Source organism: Rhodoplanes sp. Z2-YC6860, from assembly GCF_001579845.1.
Classification (GTDB): domain Bacteria; phylum Pseudomonadota; class Alphaproteobacteria; order Rhizobiales; family Xanthobacteraceae; genus Z2-YC6860.
The window spans coordinates 2,461,669-2,476,675 of the sequence record NZ_CP007440.1 but is presented as its reverse complement, the minus strand read 5'-3'; the positions used below and the strand labels follow the sequence as shown (position 1 = coordinate 2,476,675).

Genomic DNA, 15,007 nt, shown 5'->3' with positions numbered 1-15,007 from the left:
GCAGCGGCCGGACTCATGAGCCGCATCAGGGAGGCTGGGATGGTGAAGGTTCGCGTTTCCGCGCATGTGATTGGGCTTTTGTGCTGCACGGCCTTGGCGGGCGCGGCGCAGGCTGCCGACGTCACCTACGAGCGCCTGCTCAATCCCGAGCCGCAGAACTGGCTGATGAACCACCGCGACTACGCCGCGCAGCGCTATTCGCCGCTCGATACCATCAACAAGACCAACGTCAAGAACATGAAGCTTCTGTTCGCGGTCGCGATCGGCGGCAGCGCGGGCAACGAGGCGCTCGAAGCGACGCCGCTGGTGGACGACGGCTTCATGTACATCTCCGACCATTGGGGCGCGGTCTACAAGATCGACGTGCGCTCCGGCACCGCGGGCCGCATCGTCTGGAAGATGGACCCGGGCCAGGAGCGGCTCGACCGCAATCGCGGCGTCGCGCTGTGGGGCAATCTGGTGATCTCGGTGACGTCCTATGACGGCCGCGTCATCGCGACCGACAAGGAAACCGGCAAGATCGTCTGGGACAAGAACCTGCGCGACCAGCCGGATGTCGAGCTGACCGCCGCGCCGCTGGCGCTGAAGGATTCGATCATCATCGGCGCGTCGGGCGGCGACCGCGGCGTGCGCGACTGGATCGCCTCGCTCGATCCCAAGACCGGCGACGTCAAATGGAAACGCTTCTCGGTGCCGGCGCCGGGCGAGCCCGGCAGCGAGACCTGGAAGGACAAGAACAACGCCTGGCAGACCGGCGGCGGCGCGTTCTACGTCACCGGCTCCTACGATCCCGCCACCAACACGACCTATTGGGGCTCGGGCAATCCGGTGCCAGGCTACGATTCGTTTTATCGGCCTGGCGACAATCTCTACACCAACAGTCTTCTCGCGATCGATGCCACGACCGGCAAGTTCAACTGGCACTTCCAGTACACGCCGAACGACAATCGCGACTACGACGAGACCGGCACGCACATCCTGATCGACGCCAAGGTCAACGGCGAGGATCGCAAGATCGTCTCGCATGCCGGCCGCAACGGCTACAATTACTCGTTCGACCGTCTCAACGGCCAGTTCCTGAAAGCCGGCCAGCATGTCGGCAAGATCACCTGGACCAAGGGCATCGATCCCAAGACCGGCAAGCCGATCGACTACGATCCGAACCGCGACGTGCAGATCTACGCTGAGCCTGCGAACGTCAACGACGACAAGGCGACGCGGAACGTCTGTCCGGACAATGCCGGCGGCACCAATTACTGGCCGGCGGCCTACAGCCCGAAGACCAAGTTCGTCTACATCCCCGAGCTGGAAGGCTGCGCCGACATCACGCCGGACTACACGCGCCATGTGAAGGGAAAATTCGACGGCGGCACCTATGTCAATCCGGGCCGCATCTCGAGCGGCATCGTGATGTTCGATCCGGTCGCAGGCGAAGCCAAGAAGCGTGTCGACTTCCCCTACCCGAACTTTGCCGGCGTGCTCGCGACGGGTGGCGGCATCGTCATGACGGCACTCCTCGATGGAACCATCGTGGCGCTCGACGACACGACGATGGAGGAGTTGTGGAAGATCAACGTCGGCACCGGCTTCAACGCACCACCGATGACCTACGCGGTCGACGGCAAGCAGTATGTCGCGATCGCTTCAGGTCTGTTCCGCAACGCCAAGAATAAATTGACCAAGGCGCCCGAGGCGAAGAACCAGTCGAACGCGACGATGATTTTCGTGTTCGGGCTTTAGGCCACTTTCCACCTCAATTGAAGCACGTCCGCGCAACAGGCACTCTGTCACCCGCGGGCTTGACCCGCGGGTCCATGACCCAGCTTCGACAGCGGAAGTCGTACGGAGGACTGCTTTAAACCGCGCCCGCTCATGGATCGCCGGGACAAGCCCGGCGATGACACCGCCGTTGTGGCGCGTGACGCGAACCAGTCGCAAAATGCTCTAAAGCACCACCAACTCACTGCGCCGTCTTGATGCCCGCGGTGCGGATGACGTCTGCCCACTTCGGCAGCTCGGCTTTGAGAACCGCACCGAACTCCTCCGGGGACGGGCTCGACACCTCGAAGCCAAGCGTCGCCAGGCGGTCCCGCACCTCCGGCATGGCGACGACGGCAGCGACCTCCTTGTTGAGCAGCGCGATGATGTCTTTCGGGGTCTTGGCCGGCGCGAGCAGGCCGACCATCGCCTCGCAAACGACGTCGTAACCCGCCTCAAGGAAAGTCGGCACATTCGGCAGCCCCTTCAAGCGAGCTTTGCCGCCGACCGCGAGCGCGACGAGCGTACCCTCCTGATGCTGCGAAATGGTCGCGGCCGCCGAACCGAACGAAATCTGCGTGTGGCCGGCGATCGCCGCCGCGATCGCTGGTCCGCCTCCGCCATAGGGCACGTGCAGCATGTCGAGCTTGAGCACCGACTTGAACAACTCTCCGGTCAGGTGCGCGCCGGTGCCGACGCCCGCAGAGCTGTAGCTATACTTGCCGGGCTCGGCGCGGATCAGCGCGACCAGCTCCTGCACGGTCCTGGCGGGCACACTGGGATTGACAGCCAGCACCTGCATCGTGGTCGCCCCGATCGCGACCGCATCGAAGTCCGCCACCGGGTCATAGGGCACCTTGGCGTACAGGCTCGGATTGGCAGCGAATGCAATCGAGTCGATGAACACAATGGTGTAGCCGTCCGGCGCGGCCTGCGCCGCGCGGCCGACGCCGATGTTGCCGCCGGCGCCCGCTGCATTCTCCACGTAAAACTGCTTGCCGAGCTTATCGGACAGCCGCTGCGCGATCAGGCGGGCGACCACGTCAGTCTGCCCGCCAGGCGCAAACGGCACGATCACGCGAACCGGCCGCGATGGATAGTCCTGCTGCGCGAGCGCGAGCCCATTCGCTCCCGAGAGCGACGCAACCCCCACAGCCAAACGTAAGAATCCTCTTCGGTGCAGATTACTTGCGGCCCTCCTGCCAAGGCCGTCCCCAAGATCGCACCCAAAATCGCACCCAAGTCCGGATGTGCCGAGCTTTACCGTCATTCCTGGTCCCCGCGACTGTCCCTGGTCACTCCGGCGCACCAAAGCTAGACTGCCTGCGACCGGCTGAACAGGGAAACCGAGCGATGCTGACCGCCGAGCAAAACGAACTCCTCACGCGGATCGGGCCCGGGACACCGGCCGGCAACATGATGCGGCGCTACTGGCACCCGATCGCGGCCGGCTCGGAGCTCGAAGGCAACAAGTGGAACATGCGGGTCCGCCTGCTCGGCGAAGACCTGGTGTTGTTCAAGGACCGCCAGGGCCGCTACGGCCTCATCACCGAGCAGTGCCCGCACCGCCGCGCCTCGCTCGCCCATGGTATCCCGACCAAGGACGGCATCCGCTGTCCCTATCATGGGTGGGAGTTCGGGCACGGCGGCGAGTGCCTGGCGCAGCCGAACGAGCCGGAGAAAAGCCAGTTCCGTCACAAGGTGAAGACACCGGCCTACGCGGTCGAGGAAATGGGCGGCGTGATCTGGGCCTATCTCGGGCCAGCCGAAACCAAGCCGCTGTTGCCGCGCCTCGACGGCTTCGTCCGCGACGGCACCATCCGCATGTTCGGCCGCTGCGTCGTGCCATGCAACTGGCTGCAGATCATGGAGAACTCGCTCGACCCGGTGCACACCGAATGGCTGCATGGCCACACCTGGGAGTTCGTCAAGGAGCAGAAGGGCGAGGGCCAGAAGGTCGCGGTCAGTGCACACCACGAGAAGATCGGCTTCCGTGAGTTCGAATACGGCATCACCAAGCACCGTCTGCTGACCGGCCAGTCCGAAGATTGCGACGACTGGCGCGTCGGCCATCCGATCGTGTTCCCCAACATCCTTTCGGTTGGCGCGGGCGACGAGCGCGTCGATTCCCGCTACTACGCTTTTCAAATCCGCGTGCCGATGGACGACACGCACACCTTGCACCTCTGGTACACGGCCTACGTGCCGCCGAAGGCCGCCAAAGTGCCGCAGCATCTGCTCGACAAGGTCTATGCCTACGAGGTGCCGTACAAGGACGAGAACGGCGAGTTCATGATGGACAACGTCGACGCCCAGGACATCATGGCCTGGATCACGCAAGGCGCGATCGCCGACCGCACGGTTGAAAATCTTGGCGCGTCCGACAGCGGCATCGCGCTCTATCGCCGCGCGTTGCGCCGGGAGATGAAGAAGGTCGAGGAAGGTCTCGATCCGATGTTCACCTTCCGCGATCCGGCGAAGAACACCTGCATCGACCTGCCGAACGAAGGCGACAAGCACCATAACGCGGAAGGCATGCGGAGCTGGATGATGCGCATCCACGCCGCGCATTCGCCGATCACCGACGAGGTGTGCAGCCTGTACGAGGCGCACCGGCCCGCGCCCAAACCGCTGCGGGTCGTGGGTTAGCTGTCGGCGCGGCTCATCAACGACCAAGGCTCCATTCGAAGCGCACCAGGCTCTCGAACTGACCCTCGGTTTCGCGCTCCGTGCGGGCGTCGAACTGCCGCTGCCCGCGCTTGCGGAAGTAATTCGTGGTGAGATCAAGCCGCGGACCGTTGGGGACCGACTTCAAGCAGCGTTGCTTGATGAAGGTTCGCCCCACCGGCCCCTCGCCGTCCTCTGGCTGCGCGTCGACGCAATCCCAGCCGTCACGGCCGAAGCGCGCGGTCAGGAAGTTCCGCAGCGAATAGGCATCCTCGCGGGAGCGCGAGGTGTCGCGCGGATCACTGATGATGCGCAGCGCTGTGAGAATGCCGTTCTCGGCAAACAGCGCCGACGCCACCACCGGATAGCCGAAAGCCTTGGTGCCGGAATACTTCTCGACCTCCATCGGCAGGTCGTTGGCCTTGGCCCAGTATTCGAGTTCGTCGTCGTAGCGGAAGTACACCTCGCGCAGGCCGCTGGCTTCGGGGCGACAGCGCTTGAAATCGCTGAAGCCTTTCAGCGGTGCTGACGGCGGACCGCCATTGGTTCCGCAGGCGTAGTCGGTGAAGGCATCGGGCAAAGCCGTCGCCGCGGTGCCGAGCGTGAGGTCCCAGATCTCGGTTCGTGTCGGCCGCTCCTGCGCCGCGACGCGGTTGCCGATCAGCGCGACGGCTGCTACGCATGCGGCGAAGAGCATCAATTGAAAACGCGGCAGTGTCGGTCGCATGAAATCCCGTGTCAGTGGTCTGCTTGCGACGACCGCAAGCCTGTTCGCCATCGCGCTCAGCATGGCTCCGTCACGCCTTCTCGCCGACGATGACTTTGCCTACGGACGGCGGCTGTTTCTCGACAAGGCGCAGTGCTCCTATTGCCACGGCTGGGCCGGCGACGGCGCGGGCGAGCCGCAATCGAACGGTGGCGCGGCGAACCTGCGCAACTCCAGCCTCGACCGGAAATCGCTGATCGAGGTGATTTCCTGCGGCGTGCCGGGCACGCCAATGCCGCATTTCGACGAGGGCGCCTACAGCGACAACCGGTGCTACGGCATGACCGAGGCCGAGCTTGGCTCCCGCACGCCGGGGCTGCCGCCGAGCACCACGCTGCAGAAGCGCGAGATCGAGGCGCTGGCCGATTACCTGCTCGCAAAAATCATTCGGCGCGGACCGGTGACCCGCGCCGAATGCCACGAGGTGTTCGGCGAGCGCGGGCGCTCCTGCGATGAGATCGCGCAGTAGCGCACGCCCGCCTGACATCGCTCAAAGCCCGAACACGAACAGCATCGTCGCGTTCGACAGCGTCTTCATTTCCGGCGAGCGCGCGAGCTTGGCGCGCGCCACCGGGCCGATCCCCGAGGCGATCGCGATGTACTGCTTGCCGTTCACCGAATAGGTCATCGGCGGCGCGACGTAACCCACGCCGAGATTGATCTTCCACAGTTCATCGAGATTGCGGTCGTCATAGGCCGCGATCGTGCCGTCGAGCAGCGCCGTGACGACGATGCCGCCCGCGGTTGCGAGCACGCCCGAATGGTTGGCATAGGGCATTGCCTTGCGCATCTTGAACTCGCCGGTCGCCGGATCGACCACCGCAAGCGAGCTCGTGATGCGCTCCTCGTTGACGTAGTTGCCGCCGCCGAACTTGCCCTTCACGTGGGCGGTCGGGTCCGGCGTGATGTTGGCGCAGCCCTCGTTGCCGGCGATGTAGAGGAGCTTCGAGTTCTGGCTGAAGGCCGGCGGCCAGAAGTTGGTGCCGCCATGCACATCCGGGCAGGCGCCCTTGAGCACGTCGGTGCCGCCCTTCCAGTCGATGGCGAAGCTCTGCACGTCCTTGTTGGGATCGTAGTCGACCGCCCGGCCGGTCTTCGGATCGATGCCCTTGGTCCAGGTGATCTTGGCCGAATATGGCACCGCCTTCAGGAATTGGCCGTTGTAGCGGTCGAGCGTGTAGTGGAAGCCGTTGCGGTTGGCGTGAACCAGGAGCTTGCGGTCTTCGCCATTGAACTTGCCGTCGATGATGATCTGCGGTCCCGCTGAATCATAGTCGCGGTTGTCGTTCTGGGTGTGCTGGAAGTACCAGACCATCTTGCCGGTCTGGGCGTTGAAGGCGACCGACGAGTCGGTGAACAGGTTGTCGCCCGGCCGGTAGGCCGAGTCGTAGCGCGGCGACGGATTGCCCGTGCCCCAGTAGGTCAGGTTGGTTGCCGGATCGTAGGAACCGGTGACGTAGAGCGCGCCGCCGCCGGTCTGCCAGGCATTGACCTTGTCCTTCCAGGTCTCGCTGCCGGGCTCCCCGGGCGCCGGGACGATGAAGGTCTTCCATTGCAGCTCGCCCGTCTTGGCATCGAGCGAGGCGAGCCAGTTGCGGGTGCCGTTGTCGCCGCCCGAAGCGCCGATGATGATGGAGTCCTTCAAGGCGAGCGGCGCCGCGGTGATCTCCAGCCCCTGCTGGTCGAGCAGTTTCTTGTCCCAGACGATCTTGCCGGTCTCGCGATCGGTCGCGATCACCCGGCCGTCGAGGCCGGTCACCGAGATGACGAGATTGCCCCACAGCGCCACGCCGCGGTTGCGATCGGGCTTCTCCTGTCCCGGATCCATCTTCCAGACGATGCGGCCGTTCTCGCCCGAACGGACGTCGATCTTGTAGACCACGCCCCAGACATCGGTGATGTACATGAAGCCGTCATCGACCAGCGGCGTTGCCTCGACATATTCGTTCGCCGAAGTGCCGCCGAGCGCGACCGAAAAGGCGAGCTTCAGGTTCTTGACGTTCTCGCGGTTGATGGTGTTGAGCGCCGAATAGCGTTGCGACGAGTAGTCGTGGTGGTTCATCAGCCAGTTCTGCGGCTCGGGGTTGAGCAGCCGCTCGAAAGTCACGTCGGCCGCTCCAGCGCCCGACGCCGCTGTCCCCATCAGAACAACGGCCGCAACGCTCGCGCGAAGCTGCCCAGCCAATCCAACCCGTGCGATGGACTTCATCAACTCCTCCCATAAAATTTTTATTGTCGCGTTATCGCGAGGCTAACGCAGGTTGTGCGTGCCATCCAGTGCGAACCAGCGATAGACAAGCCATCCGCCGAGCAACATGCACGCGAGCCAGATCGCGATGATGACCGCAGCCGCCTTGCGGCTCACCGGCCGTGCGGAGGCCGCGGCGGCGGCTGCCCGATGCTGCGCCATGATCTCCGGCGGAATCAGGCGGACAACGAGAAAAATCCCGGCCGGCACGATGATCAGATCGTCGAGATAGCCGAGCACCGGAATGAAATCGGGGATGAGATCGATCGGCGACAGCGCATAGGCCGCGACGGCGGCGCCCAGCGCCTTGGCATACCACGGTACGCGCCGGTCGCGGCTCGCCAGATAGAGCGCATGAACGTCGCGCTTGATGCTTCGTGCCCAGACTTTAAGCCGTTCGATCATCGGCGTTCCAGCATCGGCTGAAAGCCCATCGCTGCACTGCGATAGCGGCCCAACCTCGAGTGGGCGGAAACCGAATATCGGGTCCGCGATTTTGGCGATGCAGTATTCGGCCCAACCACTTTACAGGCGCTCCAGATGAGCAGAATTATTGGGTCACAATCGCGTCGCGATGGCAATGCGAACGGACCGATGCCACACGGTCCAATTCAACTGAAGTGGCAAAACTTGGCGACGCAATGTGTGCGGCCATTGGGAGGGAACATGAGGACGCTGAGACATGCGGCGTCGCTGATGAGCGCGTTGGCTCTGACAGCGGCGGTGACTGGCAACGCAATTGCGCAGTCGGCTGACGATCTCAAGAACGACGAAAAAACGCCCGGCGACGTCCTGGTTTACGGGATGGGCTATTCGGGCAACCGCTACAGCCCGCTGACCCAGATCAACAAGAACAACGTCAAGACGCTGGTGCCCAAGTGGGCCTTCTCGGTCACCGACAATCGCGGCTCGGAGACCTTCCCGCTGCTCAAGGACGGTGTGATCTACGTGAACTCGCACGATTCGACCGTGGCGGTCGATGCGATGACCGGCAAGCAGATGTGGCGCGTCGAGCACGAATATCCGCCGGAGACGCTGCGCGTGGTATGCTGCGGCATCGTCAATCGCGGCGCCGCGATCTACAACGGCAAGATCATCCGCGCGCTGATGGACAATCACATCATCGCGCTCGATGCCAAGACCGGCAAGGAGGTCTGGAACACCGCCTCGCCCGAGCCGGTCGACATCAAGAACGGCTATGCGATGACCGGCGCGCCGCTGGTCGTCAACGGCGTGGTGGTCGTCGGCGTCGCCGGCGCCGAGTACAGCCATCGCGGCTTCCTCGAAGGCTACGACGCGGAGACCGGCAAGCATCTGTGGCGGACCTATACCGTGCCGGCCAAAGGCGAGCCCGGCTACGACACCTGGGAGGGCGACTCCGCCCTGACCGGTGGCGGCTCGAGCTGGGTCACCGGCACTTACGATCCGGAGCTCGACCTAGTCTATTGGGGCATCGGTAATCCGTCGCCGTGGAACGCCCGCGCCCGCAAAGGCGACAATCTCTTCACCAATTCGATCTTTGCGGTGCGCCCGAAGACCGGCGAACGGGTCTGGTATTACCAGACCTCGCCGAACGACCCGTTCGACTACGACGCGGTGCAGACGCCAATCATCGGCACCGTCAAGGTCGACGGCAAGCCGCGCAAGGTCGTGATGCAGGCGAACCGCAACGGCTTCCTCTATGTGCTGGATGCCAAGGACGGCAAACTGCTCGCTGCCAACGCCTTCGAGAAGGTCAACTGGGCTGACGGCGTCGACCTGAAGACCGGCCGGCCGAAGTTCAATCAGGTGTACCACGACGCGGTCGCCGGCAAGAACGTCACGGTGTGGCCGTCGGTGTCCGGCGGCACCAACTGGCAGCACGCGTCCTTCAGCCCGAAGACCTCGCTGCTCTACGTCAACACCATCCATGTCGGCATGACGTACGAGGCGCCCGAGCCGCCGAAGCTGGTCCCCGGCAAGCCGTCCGGCCCCGGCACCGTCAAGCGCACCACCGTTACCGAGGATCCGAACGTCCGCGGCTTCCTCAAGGCGATCGATCCCATGACCGGCAAGGCCAAGTGGGCGACGCCTTACAAGAGCCCGAACTTCTCGTCGGTGATGACCACAGCGAGCAACCTTGTGTTCACAGGCGTGATGACCGGTGAATTCCAGGCGCTGGACGGCGACACGGGCAAGGTGCTCTGGAGCTTCCAGACCCCGTCCGGCATCGTCGGCCAGCCGATCGCCTGGGAGAAGGACGGCAAGGAGTACATCACCGTCATCAGCGGCATCGGCGGCGTCTATGCCCAGAAGGCGGGCGATCCGAACCTGGTGAACGTGCCGGCCGGCGCGTCGCTCTGGACCTTCGGCTTGTACGACCAGAAGTGAGTGATCCGCGGGGAGATCGCAGCCGCGGTCTCCCCGCATCACGCTCGTCACGGCCAAAAACAAGAATCTTCGTGAAAGTCGTCCCTTGAAGTTTGAAATGCTTGGTTCTGATACCCTCCCTCTCCGCCTTGCCGTTGTCGTTGTTGCTGCGCTGATAGCTTCAGCCCTGCCCGCGCGGGCGGCCTCTTGCGACTTCGCTCCGGTCAAGCAGCAGATCGACAACGTGCTAGACAAGGACGCGGCCAAAGGCGCGAAATTCCGCAAGGAAGTCTCCGAAGGCGCCGACTCCATCACGATGATCGAAAAGCTGGTGTCCGAGGACATGGCCGACAAAATCGACATCTGCCGCTTCGAGGCCGGCGAATATCTGACCAAGCGCGGTTACGCGCCGTTTCACTGACGGCCGCTCCACGCGTCGCTCAGCTCTCGTGCCAATAACAAAATGAAGGACTCTCCCGTGATGTTGCGAATTTCGCTGTTGCTTGCCGTTGCGGTCATCGCGGGTGCCGCGCCGCGAGCCGCTCTCGCGCAGGATCAGGACCAGGCCAAGATCAAAGCTGGCGCGGAAACCTACGCCACCTACTGCTCGACCTGCCATGGCGACGATCTGGTCAACACCGGCCCGACCACCTTCGACCTGCGCAAGCTCAAGGCCGATGAGCGGCCACGGTTCGAGAATTCCGTCACGAACGGCAAGAAGCAGATGCCGCCCTGGAAAGGCGTGGTGAGCCCCGAGCAGATCGACCAGTTGTGGAGCTACATCCGCGCCAATGCGTATGAGAAGTAGCCGGCGAGCGTTTTAGCGCCGGATCGGCCCCAGCACAGGCGCGATTTCCCCAAGCCGGCCGAACTGCCGCAGGCGCTTGGCCGCGCGGCGGTGTAAAGTGTGATCATGACAAAAACAGCTCTCGCCGCATGGGCGCTGATCTGCGCCGCAACGCCGGTATTCGCGCAAACCGACATCGCGAATGAAATCCGCGACATCTCCACGCCGAACGAGTTCAAGACCACAATCGGCACGCTGCAGTTCAACCAGGGCCGTCCGACCCCGAAGACGGTGGTGCAGGTCTACGACCAGCTCGACTTCATCCGCGGCGTCGAGGTGTTCCTCAATGCGATGCCCGGCGCCTCGATGGTCGCGATGCGCCGCGGCCAGCGCAGCATGGGCGCCGCCGACAACACGTTCGTGGTGTTCGAGCAATATCTCGATTCCAAGACCCTCTTTTTGACCGGCGCCACCGACAGCATTTATGCGTCGAGCTTTCTCGATCTGTCGAAAGGCCCGGTGGTGCTGGAATATCCGCCCCGCGCAATCGGCGTGCTCGACGATATGTGGTCGCGGCACATCGCCGACTTCGGCGACAAGGGACCGGACAAGGGCAAGGGCGGCAAATTCCTGATCGTCCCGCCTGGCTATAAAGGCAAGCTTCCATCGGGCTACCATCTGGCGCGCTCGCGCACCAACGGCGTGTGGGCGATCATGCTCGGGCTTGGCGCGGGCAGCGGCGACCAGTCCGCGGGCGTGATGCAGATTCTCCAGAGCCTGAAAGTCTACCCGCTCGCCGCCGCCGACAACCCGCCGGCGGTCGATGTGATCAATGCGTCGGGCAACGTCGCCAATCTGGTTCAGAGCAACGGCTTCTCGTTCTTCGAGGACATTGCGAGCCTGGTGCAGGAGGACCCCGCCGATGTGCTCGACCCGGAACTGACGGGCCAGCTCGCGGCGATCGGCATCGTCAAGGATAAGCCTTTCGCGCCCGACGAACGCATGAAGCGCATCCTGACCGAGGCCGCCGCGATTGGCAGCGCCAGCGCACGGACGATGTTCTTCAAGCCGCGCGATCCGGCTGCCACGCTCTATCCGGACTCGGCCTGGACCACGCCGCTCGTCGGCGGTTCGACGTTCCTGCGCAATGGCGTGCGGCTGTTCGATGCGCGAACAGCCTATCACTACGGCCATGCGGTGGTGGCGCCTTCGCTGATGACGACCGCGCCAGGCGCGGGCATGCAGTTTGCGGTCGCGGCGATGGACGCAAACGGCGACTGGCTCGACGGCGGCAAGCTCTATCGCTTGCAACTGCCGGCCAATGTGCCAGCGAAGGAATCCTGGTCGATCACACTGTATGACCCGCAAACCCGCTCGCTGCTGCAGACCGAAGCGCTGCAGCCGAGCCTCTCGAGCCTGAATGAGAAGCTCAAGCCCGCCGCCGACGGCTCCTATGAGCTGTGGTTCGGGCCGAAAGCACCGACCGGCAAGGAGGACAGCTTCCTGCGGACCGCGCCGGGCAAAGGCTGGTTCGCGATCCTTCGTCTTCGCGGACCGACCAAACCCTGGTTCGATAAGACCTGGCGGCCCGGCGAGTTCGAGGCGATGAAGTAAAGCCGTCGCCGCAGTTAATCGCTGAAGAATCCGGGCAGAAGCGTTTCTGATTCCGCAGCAATTCTTTTTAAATGCGCGGGCCGGCACCCCAAGCTTTTGATGCCGAATCGCGGCAAACCACAACAAATCCGGCGCGATCGTTACCTCGCGCAACTTTTGGCATCTTGTTAGTCACTCGGAAGCCAAGCCGCTTCATTTTAACGGCGCGCGAGCCCCGATCTGGTACACCCTCCGCGAGTACTCCGAGCCAAGTTCGCACGCAGGCATTTCGCGTGCTTCGGGTTTCGGAAGGGCACTCCAGTGTCGCGGGGACTGATGTTCCGGGTCTTCACTTGTCTTGCAGAGCAGCACGACTGGCGGCTCGTGGGCCTTGCCGGGCTGGTTTGCTTTTTGGCGAGCCTCGTTGCGGTCCACATCTTCCATCGCGCCGTCGCCTCGCAGGCACGAAGCCGCCTGATCTGGATCGCGATTGCGGGCGGGGCGATCGGCTATGGCATCTGGGCCACGCATTTCATCGCGATGCTGGCCTACGATCCCGGCATCGTCATCGGCTACGGCTTGCCCCTGACCGGGTTATCGCTCGCTGCCGCCATGGTCCTGACCTCCGCGGGATTTGGCATCGCAGCCGGGACTGGCGCGAGCCGGCGCGGCCATGCGGCACTCGGCGGCGCGATCGTCGGCGCCGGCATCGCCAGTATGCATTACCTCGGCATGTGGGCGCTCGAAGCGCCCGGCCGGATTTCGTGGTCAATCGACCTGGCGGCGAGTTCAGTGATCCTTGGGATGCTGTTCGGCATGGCGGCGCTGATGGTTGCCGTTCGCTCCGCCGGCATGCTGCAAACGCTGCTGGCCGGTGTTCTGCTGACGCTCGCGATCGTCTCCCACCACTTCACCGCCATGGGAGCGATCGAGCTCGTTCCCGATCCGGCGCGAACTCTGAGCCACCTCTCGCTGTCGCCGACCTTGCTGGCGGTCGCGATCGCAGGCGTGGCGCTGACGGTGCTCGGCATGAGCTTCATCGGCGTGCTGGCGGATCGACGGCTTGCGGTCCGCACCGACAAGTTTCAGAAGATCATTCAGGAGCTCAAGGAGGCCCGTCAGCAGACCGAAGCCTCACAGATGAAGCTGGAGGAGCAGACGTTCCGTCTCGACATGGCCGTCAACAACATGTCGCACGGCCTGCTTCTGTTCGATTCGTCGGAACGCATCGTCATCTGCAACCAGCGTTACATCGAGATGTATCGGCTGTCGCCGGACGTCGTGAAAGCCGGCTGTACGTTGCACGATCTGCTCCAGCATCGCCGGCAGACCGGCACCTTCACGGGAGACATCGACAGCTATCGCTCGACGTTGATGGCCGATCTGGCGCAGCAGAAGATCACGCACACCCATGCCCATCTGCCGGACGGACGCTCGATCGAGATCACCAACAAGCCACTGCCCGACGGCGGCTGGCTCGCCACGCATCGCGACACCACCGAACAGCGGCGCTCCCAAGCCAAGATCGCGTACATGGCGCATCACGACGTGCTGACCGGGCTCGCCAACCGGGCAGCGGTGGCGCAGCGGATCGATGAGGCAGCAGCGCGGCACCGCCGCTGGGGCGAGTCGTTCGCGATCCTTCTGCTCGATCTCGACCGCTTCAAGTACGTCAACGACACGCTCGGCCATCCGGCGGGCGATGCGCTGCTCCGCGAGGTCGCGACGCGGCTCAAGGCGTCGCTGCGGAAAACCGATGTGCTCGGGCGCCTCGGCGGCGATGAATTTGCCATCATTCAGGCAAGCGCGCTCGACCAGCGTGGCGCGGCTGCGGCGTTCGGCGCACGCATCATCGACGTCTTGTCGCGACCCTTCATCATCGAAGGCCAAGAGGTCAATATCGGCACCAGCATCGGCATTGCGCTCGCGCCGGAGCATGCCAAGGACCCCGACGGCCTGCTGAAAATGGCGGACCTCGCGCTCTATCGCGCCAAATCGTCAGGGCGCGGCAACTACTGCTTTTTCGACGCCGAGATGATGCAGGCCGCCGGCGCCCGCCGCGAGCTCGAAACCGAGTTGCGCCGCGCCATCCAGAAGGGCGAGCTCACGCTGTACTACCAGCCGATCGTCTCCACCCGAACGCGGAAAATCTGTGCCGCCGAAGCGCTGATCCGCTGGCAGCATCCGACCCGGGGCACGATCGAGCCGGGACAGTTCATTGGCGTCGCCGAAGAGACTGGCCTGATCGCTCCAATCGGCGAATGGGCGCTGTCCAAAGCCTGCGCCGAGGCCGCGCAATGGCCGGACGACATCAAGCTCGCCGTCAATCTGTCGCCCATTCAGTTCCGCAAGGCCAATCTCGGCGAAGTCGTCTCGACGGCGCTTGCCCGCTCAGGGCTTTCGCCGTCGCGGCTGGAGCTCGAGATCACCGAGACCGCGCTGATCGAACGGGCCTCCGAGTGCGTGCCTCTGTTGCGGCAGTTCAAGACGCTCGGCATCGCCATCGCGCTCGACGATTTCGGCACCGGCTATTCTTCGCTCAGCCAGCTCACCATGTTCCCGTTCGACAAGATCAAGATCGACACGTCGTTCATCCGCAGCATGACCAAGCGCGCCGACTGCGCCGCGATCATCTCGGCGACGCTGACGCTCGCCAACAGCCTGAACATCGCGACCACGGCGGAAGGTGTCGAAACCGAGGACCAGTACAAGCTCCTGCGGCTCGCAGGCGTCACGGCCCTGCAGGGCTACCTGTTCAAGCGACCGGGACCTGCCGGCGAGCTCGATTTCGACGCGGTTTACGGCGGCGCGAGGGTCGAGGGCACCGCCGCGTAGCTCC

At 64.0% G+C, this 15,007-nt stretch carries 12 protein-coding genes; 8 read left to right on the top strand and 4 right to left on the bottom strand.

Annotated elements, in window-relative coordinates:
• Window positions 1–39: 39 nt before the first annotated feature.
• Window positions 40–1,740 carry an outer membrane protein assembly factor BamB family protein gene (locus tag RHPLAN_RS11595; protein ID WP_068017617.1) on the top strand — a complete coding sequence of 567 codons (1,701 nt, stop codon included), beginning with the start codon at window positions 40–42 and terminating at the stop codon, window positions 1,738–1,740.
• Window positions 1,741–1,960: 220 nt separating this feature from the next.
• On the opposite strand, the gene RHPLAN_RS11590 is transcribed toward RHPLAN_RS11595, so the two are convergent.
• Window positions 1,961–2,911 carry a Bug family tripartite tricarboxylate transporter substrate binding protein gene (locus RHPLAN_RS11590; protein WP_068017616.1) on the bottom strand — a complete coding sequence of 317 codons (951 nt, stop codon included), beginning with the start codon at window positions 2,909–2,911 and terminating at the stop codon, window positions 1,961–1,963.
• A gap of 200 nt (window positions 2,912–3,111) precedes the next feature.
• On the opposite strand from RHPLAN_RS11590, the gene RHPLAN_RS11585 reads away from it, so the two are divergent.
• A complete protein-coding gene (locus tag RHPLAN_RS11585) occupies window positions 3,112–4,407 on the top strand; it encodes an aromatic ring-hydroxylating dioxygenase subunit alpha (protein WP_068017613.1) in 1,296 nt (431 codons plus the stop codon).
• Between the two features lie 16 nt (window positions 4,408–4,423).
• On the opposite strand, the gene RHPLAN_RS11580 is transcribed toward RHPLAN_RS11585, so the two are convergent.
• Window positions 4,424–5,122: a hypothetical protein gene (locus RHPLAN_RS11580; protein ID WP_157100229.1), complete on the bottom strand. Its 699-nt coding sequence runs from the start codon at window positions 5,120–5,122 to the stop codon at window positions 4,424–4,426.
• Window positions 5,123–5,150: 28 nt separating this feature from the next.
• Between RHPLAN_RS11580 and RHPLAN_RS11575 the strand changes: the two genes are divergently transcribed.
• Window positions 5,151–5,660, top strand: coding sequence for a c-type cytochrome (locus RHPLAN_RS11575; protein ID WP_068017607.1), 510 nt, complete (start codon window positions 5,151–5,153; stop codon window positions 5,658–5,660).
• Between the two features lie 21 nt (window positions 5,661–5,681).
• Here RHPLAN_RS11575 and RHPLAN_RS11570 read toward each other — a convergent pair whose 3' ends face one another.
• The gene (locus RHPLAN_RS11570; RefSeq protein WP_068017604.1) at window positions 5,682–7,400 is read right to left on the bottom strand and encodes a pyrroloquinoline quinone-dependent dehydrogenase; all 1,719 of its coding nucleotides are present in this window, start codon (window positions 7,398–7,400) and stop codon (window positions 5,682–5,684) included.
• A gap of 42 nt (window positions 7,401–7,442) precedes the next feature.
• Window positions 7,443–7,844, bottom strand: coding sequence for a YkvA family protein (locus RHPLAN_RS11565; RefSeq protein ID WP_068017601.1), 402 nt, complete (start codon window positions 7,842–7,844; stop codon window positions 7,443–7,445).
• 261 nt (window positions 7,845–8,105) lie between these two features.
• On the opposite strand from RHPLAN_RS11565, the gene RHPLAN_RS11560 reads away from it, so the two are divergent.
• From RHPLAN_RS11560 to RHPLAN_RS11540, 5 genes are all read left to right on the top strand, one after another.
• A complete protein-coding gene (locus RHPLAN_RS11560) occupies window positions 8,106–9,809 on the top strand; it encodes a PQQ-dependent dehydrogenase, methanol/ethanol family (protein WP_157100228.1) in 1,704 nt (567 codons plus the stop codon).
• Window positions 9,810–9,906: 97 nt separating this feature from the next.
• Window positions 9,907–10,209, top strand: coding sequence for a hypothetical protein (locus tag RHPLAN_RS11555; RefSeq protein WP_157100227.1), 303 nt, complete (start codon window positions 9,907–9,909; stop codon window positions 10,207–10,209).
• A 60-nt stretch (window positions 10,210–10,269) separates the two neighbouring features.
• Window positions 10,270–10,596: a c-type cytochrome gene (locus RHPLAN_RS11550; RefSeq protein WP_068017594.1), complete on the top strand. Its 327-nt coding sequence runs from the start codon at window positions 10,270–10,272 to the stop codon at window positions 10,594–10,596.
• 105 nt (window positions 10,597–10,701) lie between these two features.
• The gene (locus RHPLAN_RS11545) at window positions 10,702–12,189 is read left to right on the top strand and encodes a DUF1254 domain-containing protein (RefSeq protein WP_084244733.1); all 1,488 of its coding nucleotides are present in this window, start codon (window positions 10,702–10,704) and stop codon (window positions 12,187–12,189) included.
• 300 nt (window positions 12,190–12,489) lie between these two features.
• The gene (locus RHPLAN_RS11540; RefSeq protein WP_237180114.1) at window positions 12,490–15,003 is read left to right on the top strand and encodes a bifunctional diguanylate cyclase/phosphodiesterase; all 2,514 of its coding nucleotides are present in this window, start codon (window positions 12,490–12,492) and stop codon (window positions 15,001–15,003) included.
• Window positions 15,004–15,007: the final 4 nt, after the last annotated feature.

Bases quoted from the DNA above. Each gene is read 5' to 3' on its own strand.
- RHPLAN_RS11580 (WP_157100229.1), bottom strand. From the start codon at position 5,122: ATGCTCTTCGCCGCATGCGTAGCAGCCGTCGCGCTGATCGGCAACCGC.
- RHPLAN_RS11545 (WP_084244733.1), top strand. From the start codon at position 10,702: ATGACAAAAACAGCTCTCGCCGCATGGGCGCTGATCTGCGCCGCAACG.
- RHPLAN_RS11575 (WP_068017607.1), top strand. From the start codon at position 5,151: ATGAAATCCCGTGTCAGTGGTCTGCTTGCGACGACCGCAAGCCTGTTC.
- RHPLAN_RS11595 (WP_068017617.1), top strand. From the start codon at position 40: ATGGTGAAGGTTCGCGTTTCCGCGCATGTGATTGGGCTTTTGTGCTGC.
- RHPLAN_RS11585 (WP_068017613.1), top strand. From the start codon at position 3,112: ATGCTGACCGCCGAGCAAAACGAACTCCTCACGCGGATCGGGCCCGGG.
- RHPLAN_RS11560 (WP_157100228.1), top strand. From the start codon at position 8,106: ATGAGGACGCTGAGACATGCGGCGTCGCTGATGAGCGCGTTGGCTCTG.
- RHPLAN_RS11570 (WP_068017604.1), bottom strand. From the start codon at position 7,400: ATGAAGTCCATCGCACGGGTTGGATTGGCTGGGCAGCTTCGCGCGAGC.
- RHPLAN_RS11550 (WP_068017594.1), top strand. From the start codon at position 10,270: ATGTTGCGAATTTCGCTGTTGCTTGCCGTTGCGGTCATCGCGGGTGCC.
- RHPLAN_RS11555 (WP_157100227.1), top strand. From the start codon at position 9,907: ATGCTTGGTTCTGATACCCTCCCTCTCCGCCTTGCCGTTGTCGTTGTT.
- RHPLAN_RS11565 (WP_068017601.1), bottom strand. From the start codon at position 7,844: ATGATCGAACGGCTTAAAGTCTGGGCACGAAGCATCAAGCGCGACGTT.